This is a genomic window from Modestobacter altitudinis, from assembly GCF_005930475.1.
Taxonomy (GTDB): Bacteria; Actinomycetota; Actinomycetes; order Mycobacteriales; family Geodermatophilaceae; genus Modestobacter; species Modestobacter altitudinis.
The window spans coordinates 1-18,036 of sequence record NZ_SJEW01000092.1; the positions used below are offsets into that span (position 1 = coordinate 1).

At 76.0% G+C, this 18,036-nt stretch carries 17 protein-coding genes; 10 read left to right on the forward strand and 7 right to left on the reverse strand.

Going from position 1 to position 18,036, the window contains the following annotated elements; genetic code table 11:
* The first annotated feature begins 229 nt into the window (after positions 1-229).
* From FHL79_RS22630 to FHL79_RS22640, 3 genes are all read left to right on the forward strand, one after another.
* Positions 230-1,003 carry an ABC transporter ATP-binding protein gene (locus FHL79_RS22630; RefSeq protein ID WP_218938575.1) on the forward strand — a complete coding sequence of 258 codons (774 nt, stop codon included), beginning with the start codon at positions 230-232 and terminating at the stop codon, positions 1,001-1,003.
* Positions 1,004-1,007: 4 nt separating this feature from the next.
* On the forward strand, positions 1,008-3,467 hold the full coding sequence (locus FHL79_RS22635; protein ID WP_138760813.1) for an ABC transporter permease: 2,460 nt from the start codon (positions 1,008-1,010) through the stop codon (positions 3,465-3,467).
* Positions 3,468-3,626: 159 nt separating this feature from the next.
* Positions 3,627-4,820: an MBL fold metallo-hydrolase gene (locus FHL79_RS22640; protein ID WP_138760814.1), complete on the forward strand. Its 1,194-nt coding sequence runs from the start codon at positions 3,627-3,629 to the stop codon at positions 4,818-4,820.
* Here the strand turns inward: FHL79_RS22640 and FHL79_RS22645 are convergent.
* A complete protein-coding gene (locus tag FHL79_RS22645; protein ID WP_138760815.1) occupies positions 4,804-5,487 on the reverse strand; it encodes an HAD family hydrolase in 684 nt (227 codons plus the stop codon). The two genes, FHL79_RS22640 and FHL79_RS22645, sit on opposite strands and share 17 nt — an antisense overlap.
* 117 nt (positions 5,488-5,604) lie before the next feature.
* Between FHL79_RS22645 and FHL79_RS25980 the strand changes: the two genes are divergently transcribed.
* Positions 5,605-6,498: a hypothetical protein gene (locus FHL79_RS25980; protein WP_246081139.1), complete on the forward strand. Its 894-nt coding sequence runs from the start codon at positions 5,605-5,607 to the stop codon at positions 6,496-6,498.
* 42 nt (positions 6,499-6,540) lie between these two features.
* On the opposite strand, the gene FHL79_RS22655 is transcribed toward FHL79_RS25980, so the two are convergent.
* The 5 genes from FHL79_RS22655 to FHL79_RS22675 form a co-directional block, all read right to left on the reverse strand.
* Complete coding sequence (locus FHL79_RS22655) at positions 6,541-7,410, reverse strand: Fpg/Nei family DNA glycosylase (RefSeq protein WP_138760816.1); 870 nt, start codon at positions 7,408-7,410, stop codon at positions 6,541-6,543.
* Positions 7,411-7,522: 112 nt separating this feature from the next.
* Positions 7,523-8,692, reverse strand: a complete 1,170-nt coding sequence (locus FHL79_RS22660; protein WP_138760817.1) for a MalY/PatB family protein — start codon at positions 8,690-8,692, stop codon at positions 7,523-7,525.
* A gap of 4 nt (positions 8,693-8,696) precedes the next feature.
* Positions 8,697-10,178, reverse strand: a complete 1,482-nt coding sequence (locus FHL79_RS22665; RefSeq protein ID WP_138760818.1) for an NAD-dependent malic enzyme — start codon at positions 10,176-10,178, stop codon at positions 8,697-8,699.
* A 55-nt stretch (positions 10,179-10,233) separates the two neighbouring features.
* Positions 10,234-10,710, reverse strand: coding sequence for a DUF309 domain-containing protein (locus FHL79_RS22670; protein WP_138760819.1), 477 nt, complete (start codon positions 10,708-10,710; stop codon positions 10,234-10,236).
* A gap of 1 nt (position 10,711) precedes the next feature.
* A complete protein-coding gene (locus tag FHL79_RS22675) occupies positions 10,712-11,671 on the reverse strand; it encodes an anti-sigma factor RsbA family regulatory protein (protein ID WP_138760820.1) in 960 nt (319 codons plus the stop codon).
* Between the two features lie 139 nt (positions 11,672-11,810).
* Between FHL79_RS22675 and egtE the strand changes: the two genes are divergently transcribed.
* From egtE to FHL79_RS22700, 5 genes are all read left to right on the forward strand, one after another.
* Positions 11,811-12,953 (forward strand): ergothioneine biosynthesis PLP-dependent enzyme EgtE, encoded by a 1,143-nt coding sequence (egtE, locus tag FHL79_RS22680; protein WP_138760821.1) that lies wholly within the window; start codon positions 11,811-11,813, stop codon positions 12,951-12,953.
* Between the two features lie 74 nt (positions 12,954-13,027).
* Complete coding sequence (locus FHL79_RS22685; RefSeq protein WP_138760822.1) at positions 13,028-13,837, forward strand: DUF4397 domain-containing protein; 810 nt, start codon at positions 13,028-13,030, stop codon at positions 13,835-13,837.
* Positions 13,838-13,844: 7 nt separating this feature from the next.
* Positions 13,845-14,498, forward strand: coding sequence for a class F sortase (locus FHL79_RS22690; RefSeq protein WP_138760823.1), 654 nt, complete (start codon positions 13,845-13,847; stop codon positions 14,496-14,498).
* A gap of 59 nt (positions 14,499-14,557) precedes the next feature.
* Entirely contained in the window at positions 14,558-15,142 is a 585-nt protein-coding gene (locus FHL79_RS22695; RefSeq protein WP_246081141.1) for an RNA polymerase sigma factor, read from the forward strand.
* Complete coding sequence (locus FHL79_RS22700; protein ID WP_138760825.1) at positions 15,123-15,827, forward strand: anti-sigma factor; 705 nt, start codon at positions 15,123-15,125, stop codon at positions 15,825-15,827. Before FHL79_RS22695 ends, FHL79_RS22700 begins: the two co-directional genes overlap by 20 nt.
* A gap of 91 nt (positions 15,828-15,918) precedes the next feature.
* Here the strand turns inward: FHL79_RS22700 and FHL79_RS22705 are convergent, their stop codons facing one another.
* Positions 15,919-17,292 (reverse strand): 8-oxoguanine deaminase, encoded by a 1,374-nt coding sequence (locus tag FHL79_RS22705; protein ID WP_138760826.1) that lies wholly within the window; start codon positions 17,290-17,292, stop codon positions 15,919-15,921.
* 108 nt (positions 17,293-17,400) lie between these two features.
* Here FHL79_RS22705 and FHL79_RS22710 point away from each other — a divergent pair.
* On the forward strand, positions 17,401-18,036 hold a 636-nt coding region (locus FHL79_RS22710), incomplete at its 3' end, for an FAD binding domain-containing protein (protein ID WP_138760827.1).

Below are 18,036 nucleotides of genomic sequence, written 5' to 3' on the forward strand. Positions count from 1 at the left end.
GCTCCGCGACGCCCCCGCCTCCTGAAGGAACCCCCTCCCCCCACGGTTTCGCGCGCGAAAGTACGGGCGGTTTCGCGCGCGAAAGTGCAGCCGTCCGACTGGGGGATGACAGGGGGTCATCCTGGGGCAGCACACAGGTGACGAACAGGACCCACCTGTGCGGCGACGCGGGGGCAGGGCTCCGGGCGAGAGCGTGATCACGACCTGATCACCGCTCCAGGAGGCCCCCGTGTCCGTCCCCGTCATGACCGTCCCCGGCGAGGCGCCCGCTGCGCACCGGGACGCCGCTGTCCGCGCCAGCGGGCTGCGCAAGACCTACGGCAGCGGTGAGACCGCGGTGCACGCGCTCGCCGGGGTCGACGTCGCGTTCGACCGCGGCCGCTTCACCGCGATCATGGGTCCCTCGGGCTCGGGCAAGTCGACGCTCATGCACTGCCTCGCGGGGCTCGACGCCGCCAGCGACGGCCAGGTCTGGCTGGGCGACACCGAGCTGACCCGGCTGCGCGACGACCAGCTCACCACGCTGCGGCGCGAGCGGATCGGCTTCGTCTTCCAGTCCTTCAACCTGCTGCCGGTGCTCGACGCGCAGGAGAACATCCTGCTGCCGATGCAGCTGGCCGGGCAGCGCCCGGACCGCGCCTGGATGGATGCCGTCATCGGCCGGCTGGGGTTGCGCGACCGGCTCCGGCACCGTCCGCACGAGCTCTCCGGCGGTCAGCAGCAGCGCGTCGCCGTCGCCCGCGCGCTGCTCCCCCGGCCGGACGTCGTGTTCGCCGACGAGCCCACCGGCAACCTGGACTCGCACGCCGGCGCCGAGGTCCTGGACCTGCTGCGCTCCAGCGTCCGGGAGACCGGCCAGACCGTCGTGATGGTCACCCATGACCCGGTCGCCGCCGCCTACGCCGACCGCGTGGTGCTGCTGGCCGACGGTCGGCTCGCCGGCGAGGTCCACCAGCCCACCACCGACTCCATCATCGGCGCGCTGCGCGGACTGGGGGCCTGACCCGGTGCGTGCAGTCACCCTCGCCAGCATCCGGGCACATCTGCCCCGGTTGGTCGCCTCCACCCTGGCGATCGTCATCGCCGTCGGCTTCGTGGTGGCCACCCTGGTGCTGGACCAGACCACCAGGTCGACGGTCCTCGAGGCGGCCGGCGCCCAGTACGTCGACACCGACGTCGTCGTCACCAGCGACGACGGCAGCGGCCTGAGTGACCGGGTGGGCACGCTCACCGCGCTGGACGGCGTCCAGGCCGTCGACCCCAGCTGGGAGACCAGCGTGCAGGCGGCCGTCCCCGGGCGGACCGGCACCCAGTACCTGAGGGTGGAGTCGGTGGCCGGTGACCCCGGGCTGCGCTGGCAGCAGCTGGCCGCCGGCGCCCTGCCGGTGCGCCCCGGCGAGATCGCGGTGAGCGAGCGGACCGGCGCCTCCGTCGGCGACGTCGTCCCGGTCACCAGCTACGACGCCGAGGGCGTGGCGACGACGACCGAGGCCACCGTCACCGGCGTCGTCGACCTCCGCGGCGACCCGACCGCCGGCCTCTACGGCCGCGCGTTCAGCACCGCCGCGCAGGCGCAGCAGTGGGGCGCCCTGGACCCGGTCGAGCTCCGCATCGCGGGGCAGACCGGCACCGACCCGGCGGCGCTGACCGACGCGGTCACCGCGGCGCTGGCCGGGCAGGACGTCACGGTCGCGACCGGCACCGAGCAGGCCGAGCGCACTGCGGCGGACCTCACCGGCGGCACCGAGTGGCTGACCGCGATGCTGCTGGTGTTCGCCACCGTGGCCGTCCTCGTCGCCGGCCTGGTCATCGCCAACACCTTCGCGGTGCTGCTCGCCCAGCGGACCCGCGACCTGGCGCTGCTGCGCTGCGTCGGCGCCACCGCGCGGCAGGTGCGCCGCAGCGTGCTGGGCGAGGCCGCGCTCACCGGGCTGGCCGCCTCGGTCCTCGGCGTGCTCGCCGGCATCGGCCTGGCCGCCGCCGTCTCGGCGGTCGTCGCCTCGACCGACTCGCCCATCCCGCTGTCCGGGGTCTCCGTCCCGGTCACCGCCGTCGTCGTCGGCCTGCTCGTCGGGACGCTGACCACGCTGCTCGCCGCGCTGGCCCCCGCCCGGGCCGCGACCCGGGTCGCGCCGCTGGCCGCCCTGCGGCCGGTCGACCCCTCGCCGCTGCGCTCCCGCGGCGGGGCCGCCCGACTCGTCCTGGGCCTGCTGCTGCTCGTCCCCGGCGCCGCTCTGATGGGGCTGGGCGCCGTGCGCGCCGACATCCTCTTCTCCCTGCCCGGTGGCGTGCTCAGCTTCCTGGGCGTCGTGCTGCTCGCGCAGCGGGCGGTGCCGCCGGTGGTCGCGGCCGTCGGCGGTCTGCTCAGCCGGGTCGGAGGACTGCCCGGCCGGCTGGCGGCGGGCAACGCGACCCGCAACCCGCGCCGGACGGCGGCGACGGCGACCGCGCTGCTCATCGGCGTCACGCTCACCACCGCGATGGTCGTCGGCGCCTCCTCCACCCGGGCGACCGCGCAGGCCGGGCTGGCGGCCGCCTACCCGACGGACGTGGTCGTCGACGCCGGGCAGGCGGTGCCCGCTGCGCTGTTGGGCCAGCTCCAGCAGGTGGACGGCGTGGTCGGGACCACCGGGCTCACCGGCGCGACCGTCGTCGGCCCGGACGGCGTCGAGACGCAGGTGAACGGCGTCGACCCGGCGCAGGCACGTCCGGTGCTGCGTTCCACCGCGGACCTCACCCTGCCCGAGCTGGGGCAGGTCGCCCTGCCCAGCTGGGCCGCGGACAGCTGGGGCGTGCGGACCGGTGACCCGGTGACACTGACCGCCGGCGACCGGTCCCGCACGCTCACCGTCGTCAGCGGGGACGCCGACCGGCCGCTGCTGACCGCGGTGGACCTGGCCGGGCTCTCCCCGGGCGCGGCGGTGGACACGGTCTGGCTGCGGCTGGCCGACGACGCCGACCAGTCCGACGCCATCGACGCGGTCACCGACCTGGCGGGCGCTGCCGTGCCCACCGCGTTCGTCACCGGGCTGGCCTCGGAGCGGGCGGCGATCGACTCGGTGCTCGACGTGCTGCTGCTGGTGGTGACCGGGCTGCTGGGCGTCGCGGTGGTCATCGCGCTGATCGGCGTGGGCAACACGCTGGCCCTCTCGGTGGTCGAGCGGCGCCAGGAGAGCGGCCTGCTCAGGGCCCTGGGGCTCACCCGCGGTCAGCTCCGCGGCCTGCTCGCCTGGGAGGCGGTGCTGGTGGCCGGCGTGGCCGCGCTGCTCGGCGTCGTCCTCGGGGGTGCGTACGGGCTGATCGGTGCCGCGTCGGTGCTCGGCGAGCTGGGCGAGATCGTGCTCAGCGTCCCGTGGCTGCAGGTGGGCGCGATCGTCGTGGTCGCCACCCTGGCCGGGCTGCTGGCCTCGGTGCTGCCGGCCCGCCGCGCGGCCCGCACGCCCCCGGTGGCCGCGATCGCCGGCTGACGGAGGTCCGGGAGCGCCCTGTCCCCGCGCTCCCGGACCCCACCCGGCGACAGTCGAGCTCTGCTCCACATGTGGAGCAGAGCTCGACTGCGTGCAGGACACCTGCCGCTCCCGGGAGGGGCCGAGCGCGACCAGAGGTGCTCGGGGGATGCTGGGGACGTGCCGTTCCTCCGCCGTGCCGCCACCGTCACCGCTGCCGCCGCTCTCGCCGGGGGTGCCGGCTGGGTCGCCCGCGCCGCCTGGGGCCTGCCGGTCGCCGTGGGCGCGAGCCGACGCCGGCTGCGTCCCACCGTCGCCGGCTCCCCGCAGTTCTCCGAGGGGAAGTTCCACAACAGCATGCCCACGCCGACCCTGCGCCCGGCCAACGCCCGGGACGGGCTGCTGCGGCAGTGGCACGAGGAGCGGTACAAGGGGCTGCCGGGCGGGCCGATCCCGGTGGTCTCCCCGGAGCTGCCCGAGCAGGCCGGCGAGCTGGCGGTCACCTGGTTCGGGCACTCCAGCGCGCTGCTCGAGATCGACGGCCAGCGGGTGCTGGTCGACCCGGTGTGGGGCGAGCGGGTGTCGCCGTCCCCGCTGATCGGCCCCACCCGGCTGCACCCGGCGCCCACGCCGGTGGAGACGCTGCCCGCGGTCGACGCCGTGCTGATCAGCCACGACCACTACGACCACCTGGACCTGCCGACCGTGCGGGCGCTGCTGCGCGAGCAGTCCGCGCCGTTCGTCGTCCCGCTGGGCATCGGCGCCCACCTGCGGGGCTGGGGCGTGCCCGAGGACCGGATCGTCGAGCTCGACTGGGACGGCGCCACCACGATCGGCGGCCTGACCCTGACCTGCACCGAAGCGCGGCACTTCTCCGGCCGGTTCTTCCCCCGCGACACCACGCTCTGGTCCTCCTGGGTGGTCGCCGGCCCGCGACACCGGGTCTTCTTCGGCGGCGACACCGGCTACACCCCGGCCTTCGCCGGCATCGGGGCGCGGTTCGGCCCGTTCGACCTGGCCCTGCAGCCGATCGGCGCCTACAACGCCGCCTGGCACGCCATCCACATGACCCCGGAGGAGGCGGTGCGGGCCCACGGTGACCTCGGTGGCCGGGTGCTGGTGCCGATCCACTGGGCGACGTTCAACCTGGCGTTCCACCGCTGGGCCGAGCCGGTGCAGCGGCTGCTCGCCGCCGCCGACGCCCGCGGCGTGCAGGTCGTCGTCCCGCGGCCCGGCGAGCGGGTCGACGTCCTCGACGCGCCGCCGCTGCGCGACTGGTGGACGGCGGTCGGCTCGGCCGACGACGCGCCGACGTCGGCGACGCCGGTGCCGCGACGGACCGGTCCGCTGCGCCGGGTCAGCCCCCGGCGCTGATCCGGGCCAGCACGGCGGGCAGCTGCGCCAGGTCGTCGACCTCGTGCTCGGGCTGCGGGCCGGCGGGGTCGACCCGGTGCCCGGGCCGGCGCACCCGGACGACGGCCAGCCCGGCCTCCAGAGCCCCGCGGGTGTCCCGCGCGGAGGCCGGCACGTGCACCTGCGCCCCGGCCTCGCGAGCCCGCAGGTACAGCTCCGGGTGCGGCTTGTAGGCCCGCAGCCGCTCGCTGGTCAGGACGGCCTCCGGGGCCACCAGCGCGGCGGCCCGGGTGCGGGCGAACAGCTCGTCGTCGACGTTGGACAGCACGCCGACCCGGGAGCTGCGGCCGACCGCGGCGAGCCCGGCCTCGACGTCGGGCCACAGCGGCCAGTCCGGCAGCGAGCCCAGCAGCAGCTCGACGTCCGCGGTCGGGTCCGCCTCCAGGCCCCGCGCGGCGTAGGTGGCGGCGAGCGCCCGGCGGGAGTGCTCGGCGAAGGACACCCACGGCGCGGCGTCGTCGTGCGGCAGGTCCTTCTGCGAGGCCTTGTTGCGGGCGTCCCAGTCGTCGTAGAGGTCGGCGCCCCCGACGTCCCAGCCGTGGGCGGCGGCGAGGCCGGCGAAGGCCGCCGAACCTCCCGTCCGTGAGTCGATCAGGGCGCTGAACAGGTCGAAGGTCACCAGGGCCATGCCGCCATGGTGGCCGCCAGCGGCCCCCGGCGCCGCGGCGGGCACGGTTGAGCCCGTCCGCCAGCGGGCATCCACGGGGCCACCGATCCAGCCACGGATCAGCCAGGAGGTCCTCGCATGGCCGCTCAGAAGCGCGTGTCCGACACCGTCCGCGCCGTGTTCAGCGGCAACCGGACCGCTGACGACACGAACGCCATCTCCGGGGCGGGGTCGCACGCCGTCACCGCCGACCGCGCGGACACCGTCGACACGAGCCAGCTCGGCGGCAGGTCCCAGCCGGCCGACACGACGCACACCGCCGACGACGAGGTCACCATCGCCTCCCCCGTCGTGGACCGGACGCCGACCCTCCCGAACACCACCGTGCCCGCGAGCGCCCCCGCTCCCGAGCCCGCTCCCACGGCGAGCGCCTCGGACGCCGACGTCGACCGGCACCGCGGGTTGGGCCGTACCGACCGGCAGCAGGTCATCGCCGCCCAGCAGGCCCGCTACGGCGGCATCTCCTGGGGTGCGGCGTTCTTCGGCTGGCTGTCGGCGAACGGGATGGCGGTCATCCTCATCGCGCTGCTGTCGGCCGGCGGGCTGGCCTTCGGCCTCTCCGACGCGGTCAGCTCGGTCGACGAGGCCGCCGACTCGGCGGCGTCCGGGATCGGGCTCGGCGCGGGCATCGCGCTGCTGATCGCGCTCTTCCTGGCCTATCTCGCGGGCGGCTACTGCGCCGGCCGGATGGCGCGCTTCGACGGTGCCAAGCAGGGCGTCGCAGTGTGGTTGATCGGCCTGGTCGTGGTCGTCCTGCTGGCGCTGGCCGGGATCTTCTTCGGGTCGGAGTACAACGTCTTCTCCGAGCTGGACCTGCCGCGCATCCCGGTCGACGAGGGGAGCGCCACGACCGCGGGCATCATCGCGCTGGTCGCCGTCCTGGTCGTCACACTGGTCGGCGCCGTCCTCGGCGGCGTCCTCGGTGCCCGCTACCACCGCAAGGTCGACCGGGTCGGCTTCGACGCCGTCTGAGTGGAGTGGGAGGGCGCGGAGAACGCGCCCGTCCCACTCCACTCAGCGCAGCAGCTTGGACATCCGCCGGTCCGCGAGCGGCTTGCCGCCGGTCTGGCAGGTCGGGCAGTACTGCAGCGAGGTGTCGGCGAAGGAGACCTCGCGGACGGTGTCCCCGCAGACCGGGCAGGGCAGCCCGGTGCGGGCGTGCACCTGCAGCCCGGCCCGCTTCTCGCCCTTGAGCGTCGCCGCCCGCTGACCGAGCTGCCGGTCCAGCGCATCGGTCAGCGTCTCCCGCATCGCCGCGTGCAGCCGGAGCAGCTCGTCGTCGGTGACCTTGTCGGCCATCTTGAACGGCGACAGCTTCGCGAGGTGCAGGATCTCGTCGGAGTAGGCGTTGCCGATGCCGGCGAGCACGGTCTGGTCGGTGAGCGTCCCCTTGAGCTGGGTGTGCCGCCCGGCCAGCAGCGCGCCGAACTGCTCGGTGTCCACGGTCAGGGCGTCCGGGCCGAGCCGGGCGATCCCCGGCACCTCCGACGGCGAGCGGACGACGTAGACCGCCAGGCCCTTGCGGGTGCCTTGCTCGGTGAGGTCGAACCCCTCCGGCAGCTCCCCCTCGCGCGGCTCGAGGTGCACCCGCAGCGCGAGCGGCCCCTTGCCCGGCTTGGGCGGCGCGGTGGGCAGGTCCTTGCGCCAGTGCAGCCAGCCGGCCCGCGCCAGGTGCACGACCAGGTGCACACCGGAGACGTCGAGGTCGAGGAACTTGCCGTGCCGCGTGGCGCCGGTCAGCTCCAGCCCGGCCAGCGCGGACAGCGGCGGGTCGAAGGTCTTGATCGCCTGGACGGCGGCCAGGTCGACGCGCGCGACCACGCGGCCGACGGCGTTCTCACGGAGGAACGCCACCAGGGCCTCCACCTCGGGCAACTCGGGCATCCGCCCATGATCCACGCCCGGCGGCCCCCTCGGCCTCCCCCGTGAGGGCCATGTTGGCCAACATGGCCCCCGCTCGGGGCAGAAGTGGCCACTTCTGCCCCATCGAGGGCCCTCACCGGGGGAGAGCGGCGGCCATCCGGGCGACGATGGTGCGCAGCACCGGGCGGGGCGTGGCCAGGTTGAGGCGCACGTGCCCGACCCCCGGGGCGCCGCACTCCGGTCCGTCGACCAGCGCCACCCCGGCCTCGCGCAGGAAGAACTCGCCCAGCGACCCCTCGACGCCCAGCTCCCGGCCGTCCAGCCAGGCCAGGTAGGTGCCCTCGGGCGGGGTGTACCGGACCTGCGGCAGGTGCTCGGCGAGCAGCTCCGCGAGCAGCCGGCGGTTGCCGTCCAGGTAGGTCAGGACGTCGTCCAGCCACTCCTCCCCCGAGGTGTACGCGGCGGTGGTGGCCAGCACGCCCGGCGTGGACGCCCCGTGCCCGGCGAGCTCGCCGACCTCGGCCCAGCGCGCCGCGTCCGCGGCGTTGGACAGCACCAGCTGCGCGGCCTTGAGCCCGGGCACGTTGAAGGCCTTGGACGCCGAGGTGGCGGTCACGGTGTGCGCGGCCGTCGCCGGCGACAGCGCGGCGTAGGGCCGGTGCACCGCGCCCGGGTACACCAGCGGCGCGTGGATGGCGTCGGCGAAGACCCGGGCACCGTGCCGCTCGACCACCTCGGCGAGCGCCCGCTGCTCGGCCTCGGTGGCCACCCGACCGGTCGGGTTGTGCGGGTCGACGTGGACGAGCAGCGCCCCGCCGGCGGCGAAGGCCCGGTCCAGCCCGTCGAGGTCGTCGGTGAGCCGGCCGGCGCCGTCCCGGACCATCGGCACCTCGATGATCTCCCGGCCCATCGCCCGGGGCACCACCAGGAACGGCATGTACGCCGGCGTGGGCAGCACGATCGGTGCGCCCGGCGGGGTGAAGTGCTCGATCGCGGCCTGCAGGCCGGCCGTGACGTCGGCCAGCGGGGTGATCCACTCCGGCGGCAGCTCCCAGCCGTGGCGGCGGCGCTGGAAGTCCGCGCACGCCACGGCCATGTCCCGGGCGGCCGCGTCGGGCAGGTAGCCCAGCGCCCCGGCGTCCACCGCGTCGTGCAGCGCGCGGGTCACCACCGGCGCCGTCCCGAAGTCCATCTCGGCGACGAAGGCACCGATCACGTCGCCGTAGCGGGTCCACTTGAGACTGCCGGCCGAACGCAGCGCGTCCTCGGTGAGCGCGTCGAAGGAGGCCGTGGGGCCGGTCATCGGGTCAGTTCGGGTCTGTGGTGGTCGGGGCCGTCGCGCCAGGCTCGGCGCGCGCCGACTGCTCCACGGCGGCGGCGACGGCCTGGGCCACGGCCGGGTCGAAGACGCTCGGGATGATGTAGTTGGCGTTGAGCTGCTCGTCGCGCACCACCGCGGCCAGCGCCTCGGCGGCGGCCAGCAGCATGCCCGGCCGCACCTCCTTGGCGCGGGCGTCGAGCAGCCCGCGGAACACCCCGGGGAACGCCAGCACGTTGTTGATCTGGTTGGGCAGGTCCGACCGGCCCGAGGCCACGACGTCGGCGTACTGCCGGGCCCGCACCGGGTCGACGTCCGGGGTGGGGTTGGCCATCGGGAAGACCACCGCCCGCTCGTTCATCCCGGCCAGCGCCTCGGCCTGGATCACGTTGGCCGCGCTGACGCCGATGAAGACGTCCGCCCCCACCAGGGCGTCGGGCAGCTCACCGCGCCGGCCCGCGGGGTTGGTGCGCAGGGCCAGCTCGCGCTTGGTCGGCGAGAGCCGCTCGTCGTCCGGGGAGAGGATGCCCTCGCGGTCCCACACCAGCACCTTCGTAGCGCCGGCCTCCAGCAGCAGCGAGACGATCGCCGTCCCGGCCGCGCCACCGCCGGCGACGACGACCTGCACGTCCTCCAGCTGCTTGTCCACCACCCGCAGCGCGTTGCGCAGCGCGGCGAGCACGCAGATCGCCGTCCCGTGCTGGTCGTCGTGGAAGACCGGGATGTCCAGCTTCTCGCGCAGCCGGGCCTCGATCTCGAAGCAGCGGGGGGCGGCGATGTCCTCGAGGTTGATGCCGCCGAAACCCGGGGCGATGAGCTCGACGGTGCGGACGATCTCGTCGACGTCCTGGGTGTCCAGCGCGATCGGCCACGCGTCGATGTCGGCGAACCGCTTGAACAGCGCGGCCTTGCCCTCCATGACCGGCATCGAGGCACCCGGCCCGATGTCGCCCAGCCCCAGCACGGCCGAGCCGTCGGTGACCACGGCGACGGTGTTGCCCTTGATCGTCAGCCGGCGGACGTCCTCCGGGTGCTCGGCCAGCGCCAGGCAGACCCGCGCCACGCCGGGGGTGTAGGCCATGGACAGGTCGTCGCGCGTCTTCAGCGGCACCTTGGAGGCGACCTCCAGCTTGCCGCCGAGGTGCAGCAGGAAGGTGCGGTCGCTGACCTTGCGGACGTGCACGTTGTCGACCGCGTCGAGCGCGGCGACGACCTCCTCGGAGTGCGCGGCGTCGGCGGCCGAGCAGGTGACGTCGACGATCAGGCCGTCGGGACGGGACTCGACGACGTCGATGGCGGTGACCGCGCCCCCGGCGCTGCCCACCGCGGTGGCGATCCGCCCGACGCTGGCCGGGTCGCCGTCGGCGGCGAGGCGGACGGTGATCGAGTAGGACGCGGAGGTCACCAGCCCACGGGCGACGGGCGGTGCGGTCGGCGCGGGGCTGCTCGCTTCAGGGGTGATGGCCGTCACACGTCCATCGTGGCACTCAGCGTGGTCGTCCCACCACAGGGGCACCTCCACCAGGTCAGCCGGTCAGTCGGGGCGGGGTGAGGTCCACCGGTGCGCCTGCTCCGGCGGCGCCGGCCAGCCGCTCTCCCCACGCCACGAGACCGGGGACGTCGACCCCGTGCCGGTCCGCCGCGACGCCCGCGGTGCCCAGTGACCGGGCGCCGCGGGCCAGCAGGGTGGCCGCACCCGGGCCGTTCCCGCGGGCGGCGTGGGTGAGGCCGACCGCGAGCTGCGCCAGGCCGCGCCACAGGTCGCGCTCGTCGTCCGGGCCGGTCTTCCAGGCGTCCTCGAGCACCTCGTGGGCGTGGAAGGGACGCCCGGCGTCGAGCAGCTCCTGCGCCTCGCGCAGGGTCGCCCCCGGCGTGCGGACGACGCCCTCCGGAGCCCGCGGCTCGCCGACCGAGCCGCGGGGCAGCGGCCGGCCGAGCGCGTCACGAGGGCGGGCGTTGCGGGCCCGACCGGCGGCGTCGCGGTCCCGAGCGGCGCCGGCCACGTCAGCGCAGGACGGTGGTGAGCCGGACCCGGACGCCCTCGTCGGCGACGGTGATGTCCACGTGGTCGCACAGCTGGCGGGCCAGCCACAGCCCCATGCCACCCAGCGACAGGTCGTCGCCGTGGGCCGGTCCGTAGCCGATGAAGGGGTCCTGCAGCCCGGCGCCGCGATCGGTGACCGTGCAGACCAGCCTTCGGTCGTCGACCCACAGGCGCAGGTCGACCGGGGGCCGGCCGTGGCGCAGCGCGTTGGTGGTCATCTCGTCGACCGCGAGCAGGAAGTCCTCCAGCGCCGACTCGGTGCCGCCCGGGAGCCGGGCGTCCGCCGCGCGCGCGGCCAGGTCCCGGCGCAGCCCTCGCAGGTCCCGCACCGAGTCCGCGCGCACCAGCGGCTCGGTCTCCTCCAGCGGCTCGGCCGGCACCGGCAACGAGGTGAGGTACGCGGCGGCGTCGACGTGCCCGGGGTTGACCACCGCGGCACCGTCGACCTGCAGCGAGGGGTGCGTGTCGCGGGCTGCCTGGACCAGCTCGGGCGCCACCCGGCGGGTGTCGCACAGGCACAGCACCAGCAGCGGCTCCTCGCCGAGCAGCTCCGCCTCGTCGAGCTGGTGGTCCAGCACGGCGTCGTAGCGCTGCCACTCCCGCCAGGTGTCGCGGTCGGGCCCGGCCAGCGGCTCCAGGACGACACGCACCACCGGGTGGCCGGGGGTGCGGTACCGCTCTCCGAGCCGCCGGACCGCGGTGACCGCCGCGGCCGGGCCGTGGCCGTACACCTCGCCCCACTCGGCCCAGGCGACCTGCGGACGGTCGGCCAGCGCCTTCTGCAGCAGCTCGGTGGTCTGGTCGGTGCAGGCGATGACCACGTGCTCACCGGCGTCCAGGGCGTCCCGGACGAAGGCCTCCGTGCCGTCGACCAGTTCCTGGTCCGAGGCGCCGATGAGTGCCCGGTGCGCCCCGTCCATGCCGCTGGTCCCCGTCCTGTCGTCGCCGGGCTGCCGTGCTGGCTGCCGCGCTCGTGTCCCCTACCCGGCCGGAGCGGACCTAGGCGTGCTCTCGCCCACCGCCCCACCGGGGGGCCGGCCGTGCCCTAGCGTCGGGTGGGTGAGCGTCCTCCCGCACGACGACCTGGGCACCGGGTGGCGGGCCGCCCGGCCGCGGCCGGCCGTGGTCCACCTGAACTCGGCGGCCTGCAGCCGGCAGAGCGAGCAGGTGCTCGCGGCGGTGGCCCGGCACGCCCGCCACGAGGCGGAGGTGGGCGCGCACGTGGCCGAGGCCGCCGCCGAGGGGCTGCTGCAGCAGGGCCGCTCGGTGCTCGCCGGGCTGGTCGGGATGGCCGCGGCCGACGTGGCGTTCACCGAGAGCGCGTCGGCCTCGGTGCGCACGCTCGTCGGCCGCTGGCGGCTCGCGCCCGGTACCCGGGTCGGCGTGCTGCCCGGCGAGTACTGGCACAACGCCGCCGTCCTCGCCGACGCGGGCCTGGTGCCGGTGGTGCTGCCGGCCGACGACCTGGGCCGCGCCGACCTGGCCGGCGTCGAGCGGGTGCTGCGCGACGACCCGCCCGCGCTCGTGCACGTGACCCTGGTGGCCAGCCACCGCGGCGTCGTCCAGCCCGGCCGCGAGCTGGCCGTGCTCTGCCGGGCTGCCGGGGTGCCGCTGGTGCTCGACGTCGCGCAGGCGCTCGGGCAGGTCGACTGCGACCTGGGGGCCGACGTCGCCTACGCGCCGGCCCGTAAGTGGCTGGCCGGGCCCCGTGGCGTGGGCTTCCTGGTGATGCGGCCATGGATCACCGCCCAGCTGACCCCGCTGGTCGGCCCGGAGCTGTTCGACGACGGGGGCGCAGGCGTCGACCACGCCCGCTGGTACGAGTCCGCCGACGCGCACGTCGCCGGCCGGGTGGGCCTGGTGGTCGCCCTCGGCGAGCACCTGGCCGCCGGGCCGGACCGGGTGCGCGGCCGGCTCGCCGCCCTCGGCCGGGCCACCCGGGAACGGCTCGACGGGCGGGGCGGCTGGTCGGTCGTGGAGCCGCTGGACTCCCCGACCGCGATCACCACGCTGCGGCCCCCGGCGGGCGTCGACGTGGCGGGGACCGTCGCGCGGCTGCACGCCGAGCACGGCGTGCTGGTCACGGCGGTCGGCCGGGAGCGCGCCCCCGCGGAGCTGGCCGGCCCGGTGCTGCGGGTCTCGCCGCACCTGGACGCCACCCTCGACGACCTCGACGCGCTGGCGACCGGGCTGGCCCGCTGAGGGGGCGCTGCATCCGGATCGGGCGACCGGGCGGAAGGAGCAGTCGACAGACCCTCCTACCGGAAGGAAGCACCGTGAGCCGGACCCGCAGCACCACCCTGGCCGCCCTCACCGCCGGCGGCCTGGTCCTCCTGGCCGCGCCGCCCGCGCAGGCCGCCGACACCGCCACCGTCTCGGTCCTGCACGCCGTCCCGGGTGTCCCGGTCGACGTGTACGCCAACGGCGAGGAGCTGATCCCGGACTTCCAGCCGGGCACGCTCACCGACGAGATGTCCCTGCCGGCCGGCGACTACGACCTGGCCATCTACCCGGCGGGCTCCGACCCGGCCAGCACGACGCCCGCCGCGAAGGCCGACGACGTCAGCGTCCCGGCCGGCGCGAACGCCACCGTGGTCGCGCACCTGACCGAGACCGGCACGCCGGTCCTGACGCCGTTCGTCAACGACGTGTCGGCGGTCCCGGCCGGTCAGGCGCGGGTCACCGTGCGACACACCGCGGCCGCTCCCGCCGTCGACGTCCGGGCCGGCGGCACCGTCGTCGCCCCCGGGCTGACCAACCCGCAGGAGGCGACGCTGGAGGTCCCCGCCGGCACCATCTCCGCCGACGTGACGCTGGCCGGCACCACCACGGTGGCGATCGGCCCCGCCGACCTGACGCTCGGGGAGGGCACCGTCACCGCGGTCTACGCCTGGGGCTCGGCCGACGCGGGCTACCAGCTGGCCGTGCAGACGCTGAGCGGGATGGACTCCGCCCCCTCCGCCGTCCCCGGTGGCTCCGGTGGCCTGACCGGCGACGGCCTGCCGCTGCCGCTGGTCGCGCTGTCCGGCGCCGGCCTGGTCGCCGCGGCGCTCGCCGGTCGCCGGCTGCTCGGCACCCGGGTCTGAGCTCCCCGTGCGCGCTCCCGCCGCCGTGCTGGTCGCCGGTCTCGCCCTCGCCGTCGGTGTCCCGACGGCGTGGGCGGCGACCCGCCCCGGCCCGGCGGCGGGGCCGCCGGTGGCCTCGGTGCTGAGCGCCCCGCGCACCGACGCCGACCCCGCCGACCCCGCTGGCGCCGCGCCGGGGGTCACCGCCCGCCCGGCCGCTCCCTCCGCGGTCGCGCCCGTGGTGCCCCCGGTCCGGCTGCGGCTGGCCGGGGTCGACGCCCCGCTCGACCCGGTCGGCGTGGGACCGGACGGGGCGATGACCCTCCCGGAGGACGTCGACCGGGTCGGCTGGTACCGGTTCGGCCCGGCGCCCGGCGCCGACGAGGGGACCGCGGTGCTGGCCGGGCACGTCGACGACGCCGAGCAGGGCCTGGGCGCGCTGGCACCGCTGCGCGAGCTCGACGCCGGCGCCGAGGTCGAGGTGACCGACGCGGCCGGCGCGGTCACCCGGTGGCGGGTCGTCTCCCGTGAGCTGATCGAGAAGCGGGCCGTGCCGCTGACCGCGCTGTTCCAGCGGGCGGGCCCGCCGCGGCTGGTGCTGCTCACCTGCGGCGGGGAGTTCCTGCCGGAGCTGCGCAGCTACACCGACAACGTCGTCGTCGTCGCCGAACCCGTGTCGTGACCGCACTGTCGCGCCCCCGGCTGGGGCCGATCCCCTACGTTCGGGAGGTGGTCAGGGAGGTGACGCCCGTCCCCGCTGCCGACCCGAGCGACGCCGAGGTCGCCCGGCGCTTCTGCGCCGGCGACGAGCAGGCGCTCGCGGAGGCCTACCAGCGGTGGGCCGGCCAGGTGCACGGGCTCGCCGTGCGCGCGTTCGGTCCGGGCCCGGACGCCGAGGACGTCACCCAGCAGACCTTCGTCGCGGCGTGGACCGGCCGCGCCGGGTACACCCCGGCAGCCGGTCCGCTGCCGGCCTGGCTGGTGGGCATCTGCCGGCACAAGATCGCCGACACCTGGGCGAAGATGGCCCGGCAGCGCCGCTCGGCCGAGGCTGCCGCCGCCGACGCACGGACCCGGCCCAGCTCTCCCGACGCCGACCGGGTGGACGACGCCGTGGCCGACCGGGTGCTGCTGCTCGGCGAGTTGGACCGCATCGGGCAACCACAACGGACGATCATCGAGCTCGCGTTCTTCGCCGACCTGACCCACACCCAGATCGCCGCCCGGACCGGGATCCCGCTGGGCACCGTGAAGAGCCACATCCGACGAACCCTGGAACGACTGCGCGACCGCTTGGAGGTGGACGGTGCCGCACTCCACCCCTGAGCAGCTCGCCCTGGCCGCACTCGGCGAGCCGCTGCCCGACACCGACGCCGCCCACCTCGCCGGGTGCGCGCAGTGCTCGGCCGAGGTCGCCGGGCTGCGCCGTCCGGTCGAGGTCCTGGCCGTGCCGGAGCTCTCCGGCACCGCACCCGAGGTCACCCCGCCCCCGCAGGTCTGGACGGCGATCGCCGCGGCCACCGGGGTCTCCGCCGTCCCGCCGTCCTCGGGGGCACAGGTGGTCCCGTTGCAGCCGCGGCGGTCGCGGACCCGCTGGCTGACGATCGCCGCCGCCGTCCTGGTGGGCGGGGTCGTCGGCGCGGGTGCCGTGGCGCTGACCCGGGACGACGACGGCGGGGGTGCGGTGGTCGCCACGGCGGCGTTGGACCCGCTCCCCGCCGAGGACGCCTCCGGCCGGGCCGAGGTGCGCGACGTGGACGGGGTCCGCTCGCTGCAGGTCGACCTCGACGCGCCGTTCCTCAGCGACGGCTACTACGAGGTCTGGCTGCTGCAGCCCGACGCCGTCCGGATGGTGCCCGTCGGCGTCGTGCACCGCGGCGACACCGTGCTGCCGCTGCCCGACGGGCTCGACCTGGGTGCCTACCCGCTGGTCGACGTCTCGGTGGAACCGATGGACGGCGACCCGACCCACTCCGGCGTCTCCGTCGCCCGCGGCTCCCTGCAACGCTGAGCCCTTGCCCCTGCACTTTCGCGCGCCAAACCACTCGCCCTTTCGCGCGCGAAAGCGCGCCCAGCATTCGGCGCCGAAACCGCAGGAGGGCTCAGTCCACGGCGGCCTGCATCCGCTGCGACACCCGGCGGTGGACGGCGAGCTGCTCGTCCAGGCCGGGGTGTGTCACCGCGCCGTCGGCGACCACCAGCCGGCCGGCGACGACGGTCTCCCGGGAGGACACCGGGCCGCAGCGCAGCCAGGACTCCACCGGGTCGCTGAGCGCACCGGCGAACCGCACGCCCTCCAGCGACCAGACCGCCAGGTCGCCGCACGCGCCCACCGAGAGCTGCCCGATCTCCCCGCTGCGGCCCAGGCACGCCGCGCCGCCGCGGGTGGCGATCTCCAGGGCGTCCCGCGCGGACATCGCCGCGGCGCCGTGCCGGAGCTTGCCCTGCAGCATCGCGGTGCGGGCCTCCAGCCACAGCGACGCGGAGTCCGCCGAGGCCGAGCCGTCCACGCCCAGCCCGACCGGGGCCCCGGCGGCGCGCAGCTCGGCGACCGGCGCCAGGCCGCTGCCCAGGATCATGTTCGACGACGGGCAGTGCGCCGCCCCGACGCCCGCGGCACCCAGCCGGACCACCTCCTCGGCGTCGGGCCACACCACGTGCGCCAGCCAGGTCCGGTCGGTCATCCAGCCGACGTCGGCCAGGTAGTCGACCGGCCGCCGGCCGAAGGTCTCGAGGCAGAACGCGTCCTCGTCCTGGGTCTCGGCGAGGTGGGTGTGCAGCCGGACGTCGAGGGCCTCGGCCAGCTCGGCGGTGCGGGTCATCAACGAGGTGGAGACGCTGAACGGCGAGCACGGCGCCAACGCGATCCGGGTCATCGCAGTCGGCGTCCGGTCGTGGTGGGCCTCCACCATGCGCTGCGAGTCAGCCAGGATCTCGTCGTCGTCCTGGACGACGGAGTCCGGCGGCAGCCCGCCGTCCTTGACCGACAGCGACATCGACCCGCGGGTGGGGTGGAACCGCACGCCGAGCTCCCGGGCCGCCGCCACCTCGGCGCTGATCAGGTCGCCGGCGCCGCGCGGGTGCACGTAGGAGTGGTCGGTCGACGTGGTGCAGCCGGACAGGGCCAGCTCGGCGAGCCCGACGTAGGCGCTGACGTACGCGGCCTCCTCGTCGAGCCGCGCCCACAGCGGGTAGAGGGTGACCAGCCAGTCGAACAGCCCGCCGGTCAGCGCGGGGGCGTAGGCGCGGGTCAGGTTCTGGTACAGGTGGTGGTGGGTGTTCACCAGCCCGGGGGTGACCAGGCAGCCGCGGGCGTCGACCCGCCGCACCGCCTCCGGCGCCGGGTCCCCGGGTCCGCCCAGGGCGGTCACCACCCCGTCGGTGACGGCGACCCACCCCCCGGCGATCTCCCGGCGGGCGTCGTCGACGGTGGCGATCAGCTCGGCGTCGTGCACGAGGAGGTCTGCGGTCTGCACGGGCGCATCCTGCCCACCGGATGTGTCGGGCGCGCACCGGCACGTCATCGCACCGTGACACCGGGGCGTTACCGTGACCGTCCCCTGCACCGGAGGCGAGACGCGACGATGGAGTTCCTGCAGCCCGCGACCTGGGCCGAGGCCCTGGAGGCGAAGGCCGCCCACCCGGACGCCGTCCCGATCGCCGGGGGCACCGACGTCATGGTCGGCATCAACTTCGGCCACCTGCGGCCCTCGCTGCTGCTGGACCTGACCCGGGTGGACGACCTGCGGGAGTGGACCACCGTGGACGGCGCCGTCAGGCTGGGTGCCGGCGTCAGCTACGCCCGGGTGATCACCGAGCTCGGCGACCGGCTGCCCGGCCTGGCCATGGCGGCGCGGACGATCGGCTCACCGCAGATCCGCAACCGCGGCACGGTCGGCGGCAACCTGGCCACCGCCTCCCCGGCCGGCGACGCGCACCCCGCGCTGCTCGCCGCCGACGCGGTCGTGGAGGTGGCGTCGGTCCGCGGCAGCCGGCGCATCCCGGCTCCCGACTTCTACACCGGGGTGAAGCGCAGCGCGATGGACGCCGACGAGCTGATCGCCGCGGTGCACGTCACCCCGCCGAGCGGCCCGCAGCAGTACAGCAAGATCGGCACCCGCAACGCGATGGTCATCGCCGTCGCGGCCTTCGGCCTGGCCCTGCACCCGGACCGCCGCACGGTCGGTGCCGCGATCGGCTCCGCGGCCCCCACCCCGCGC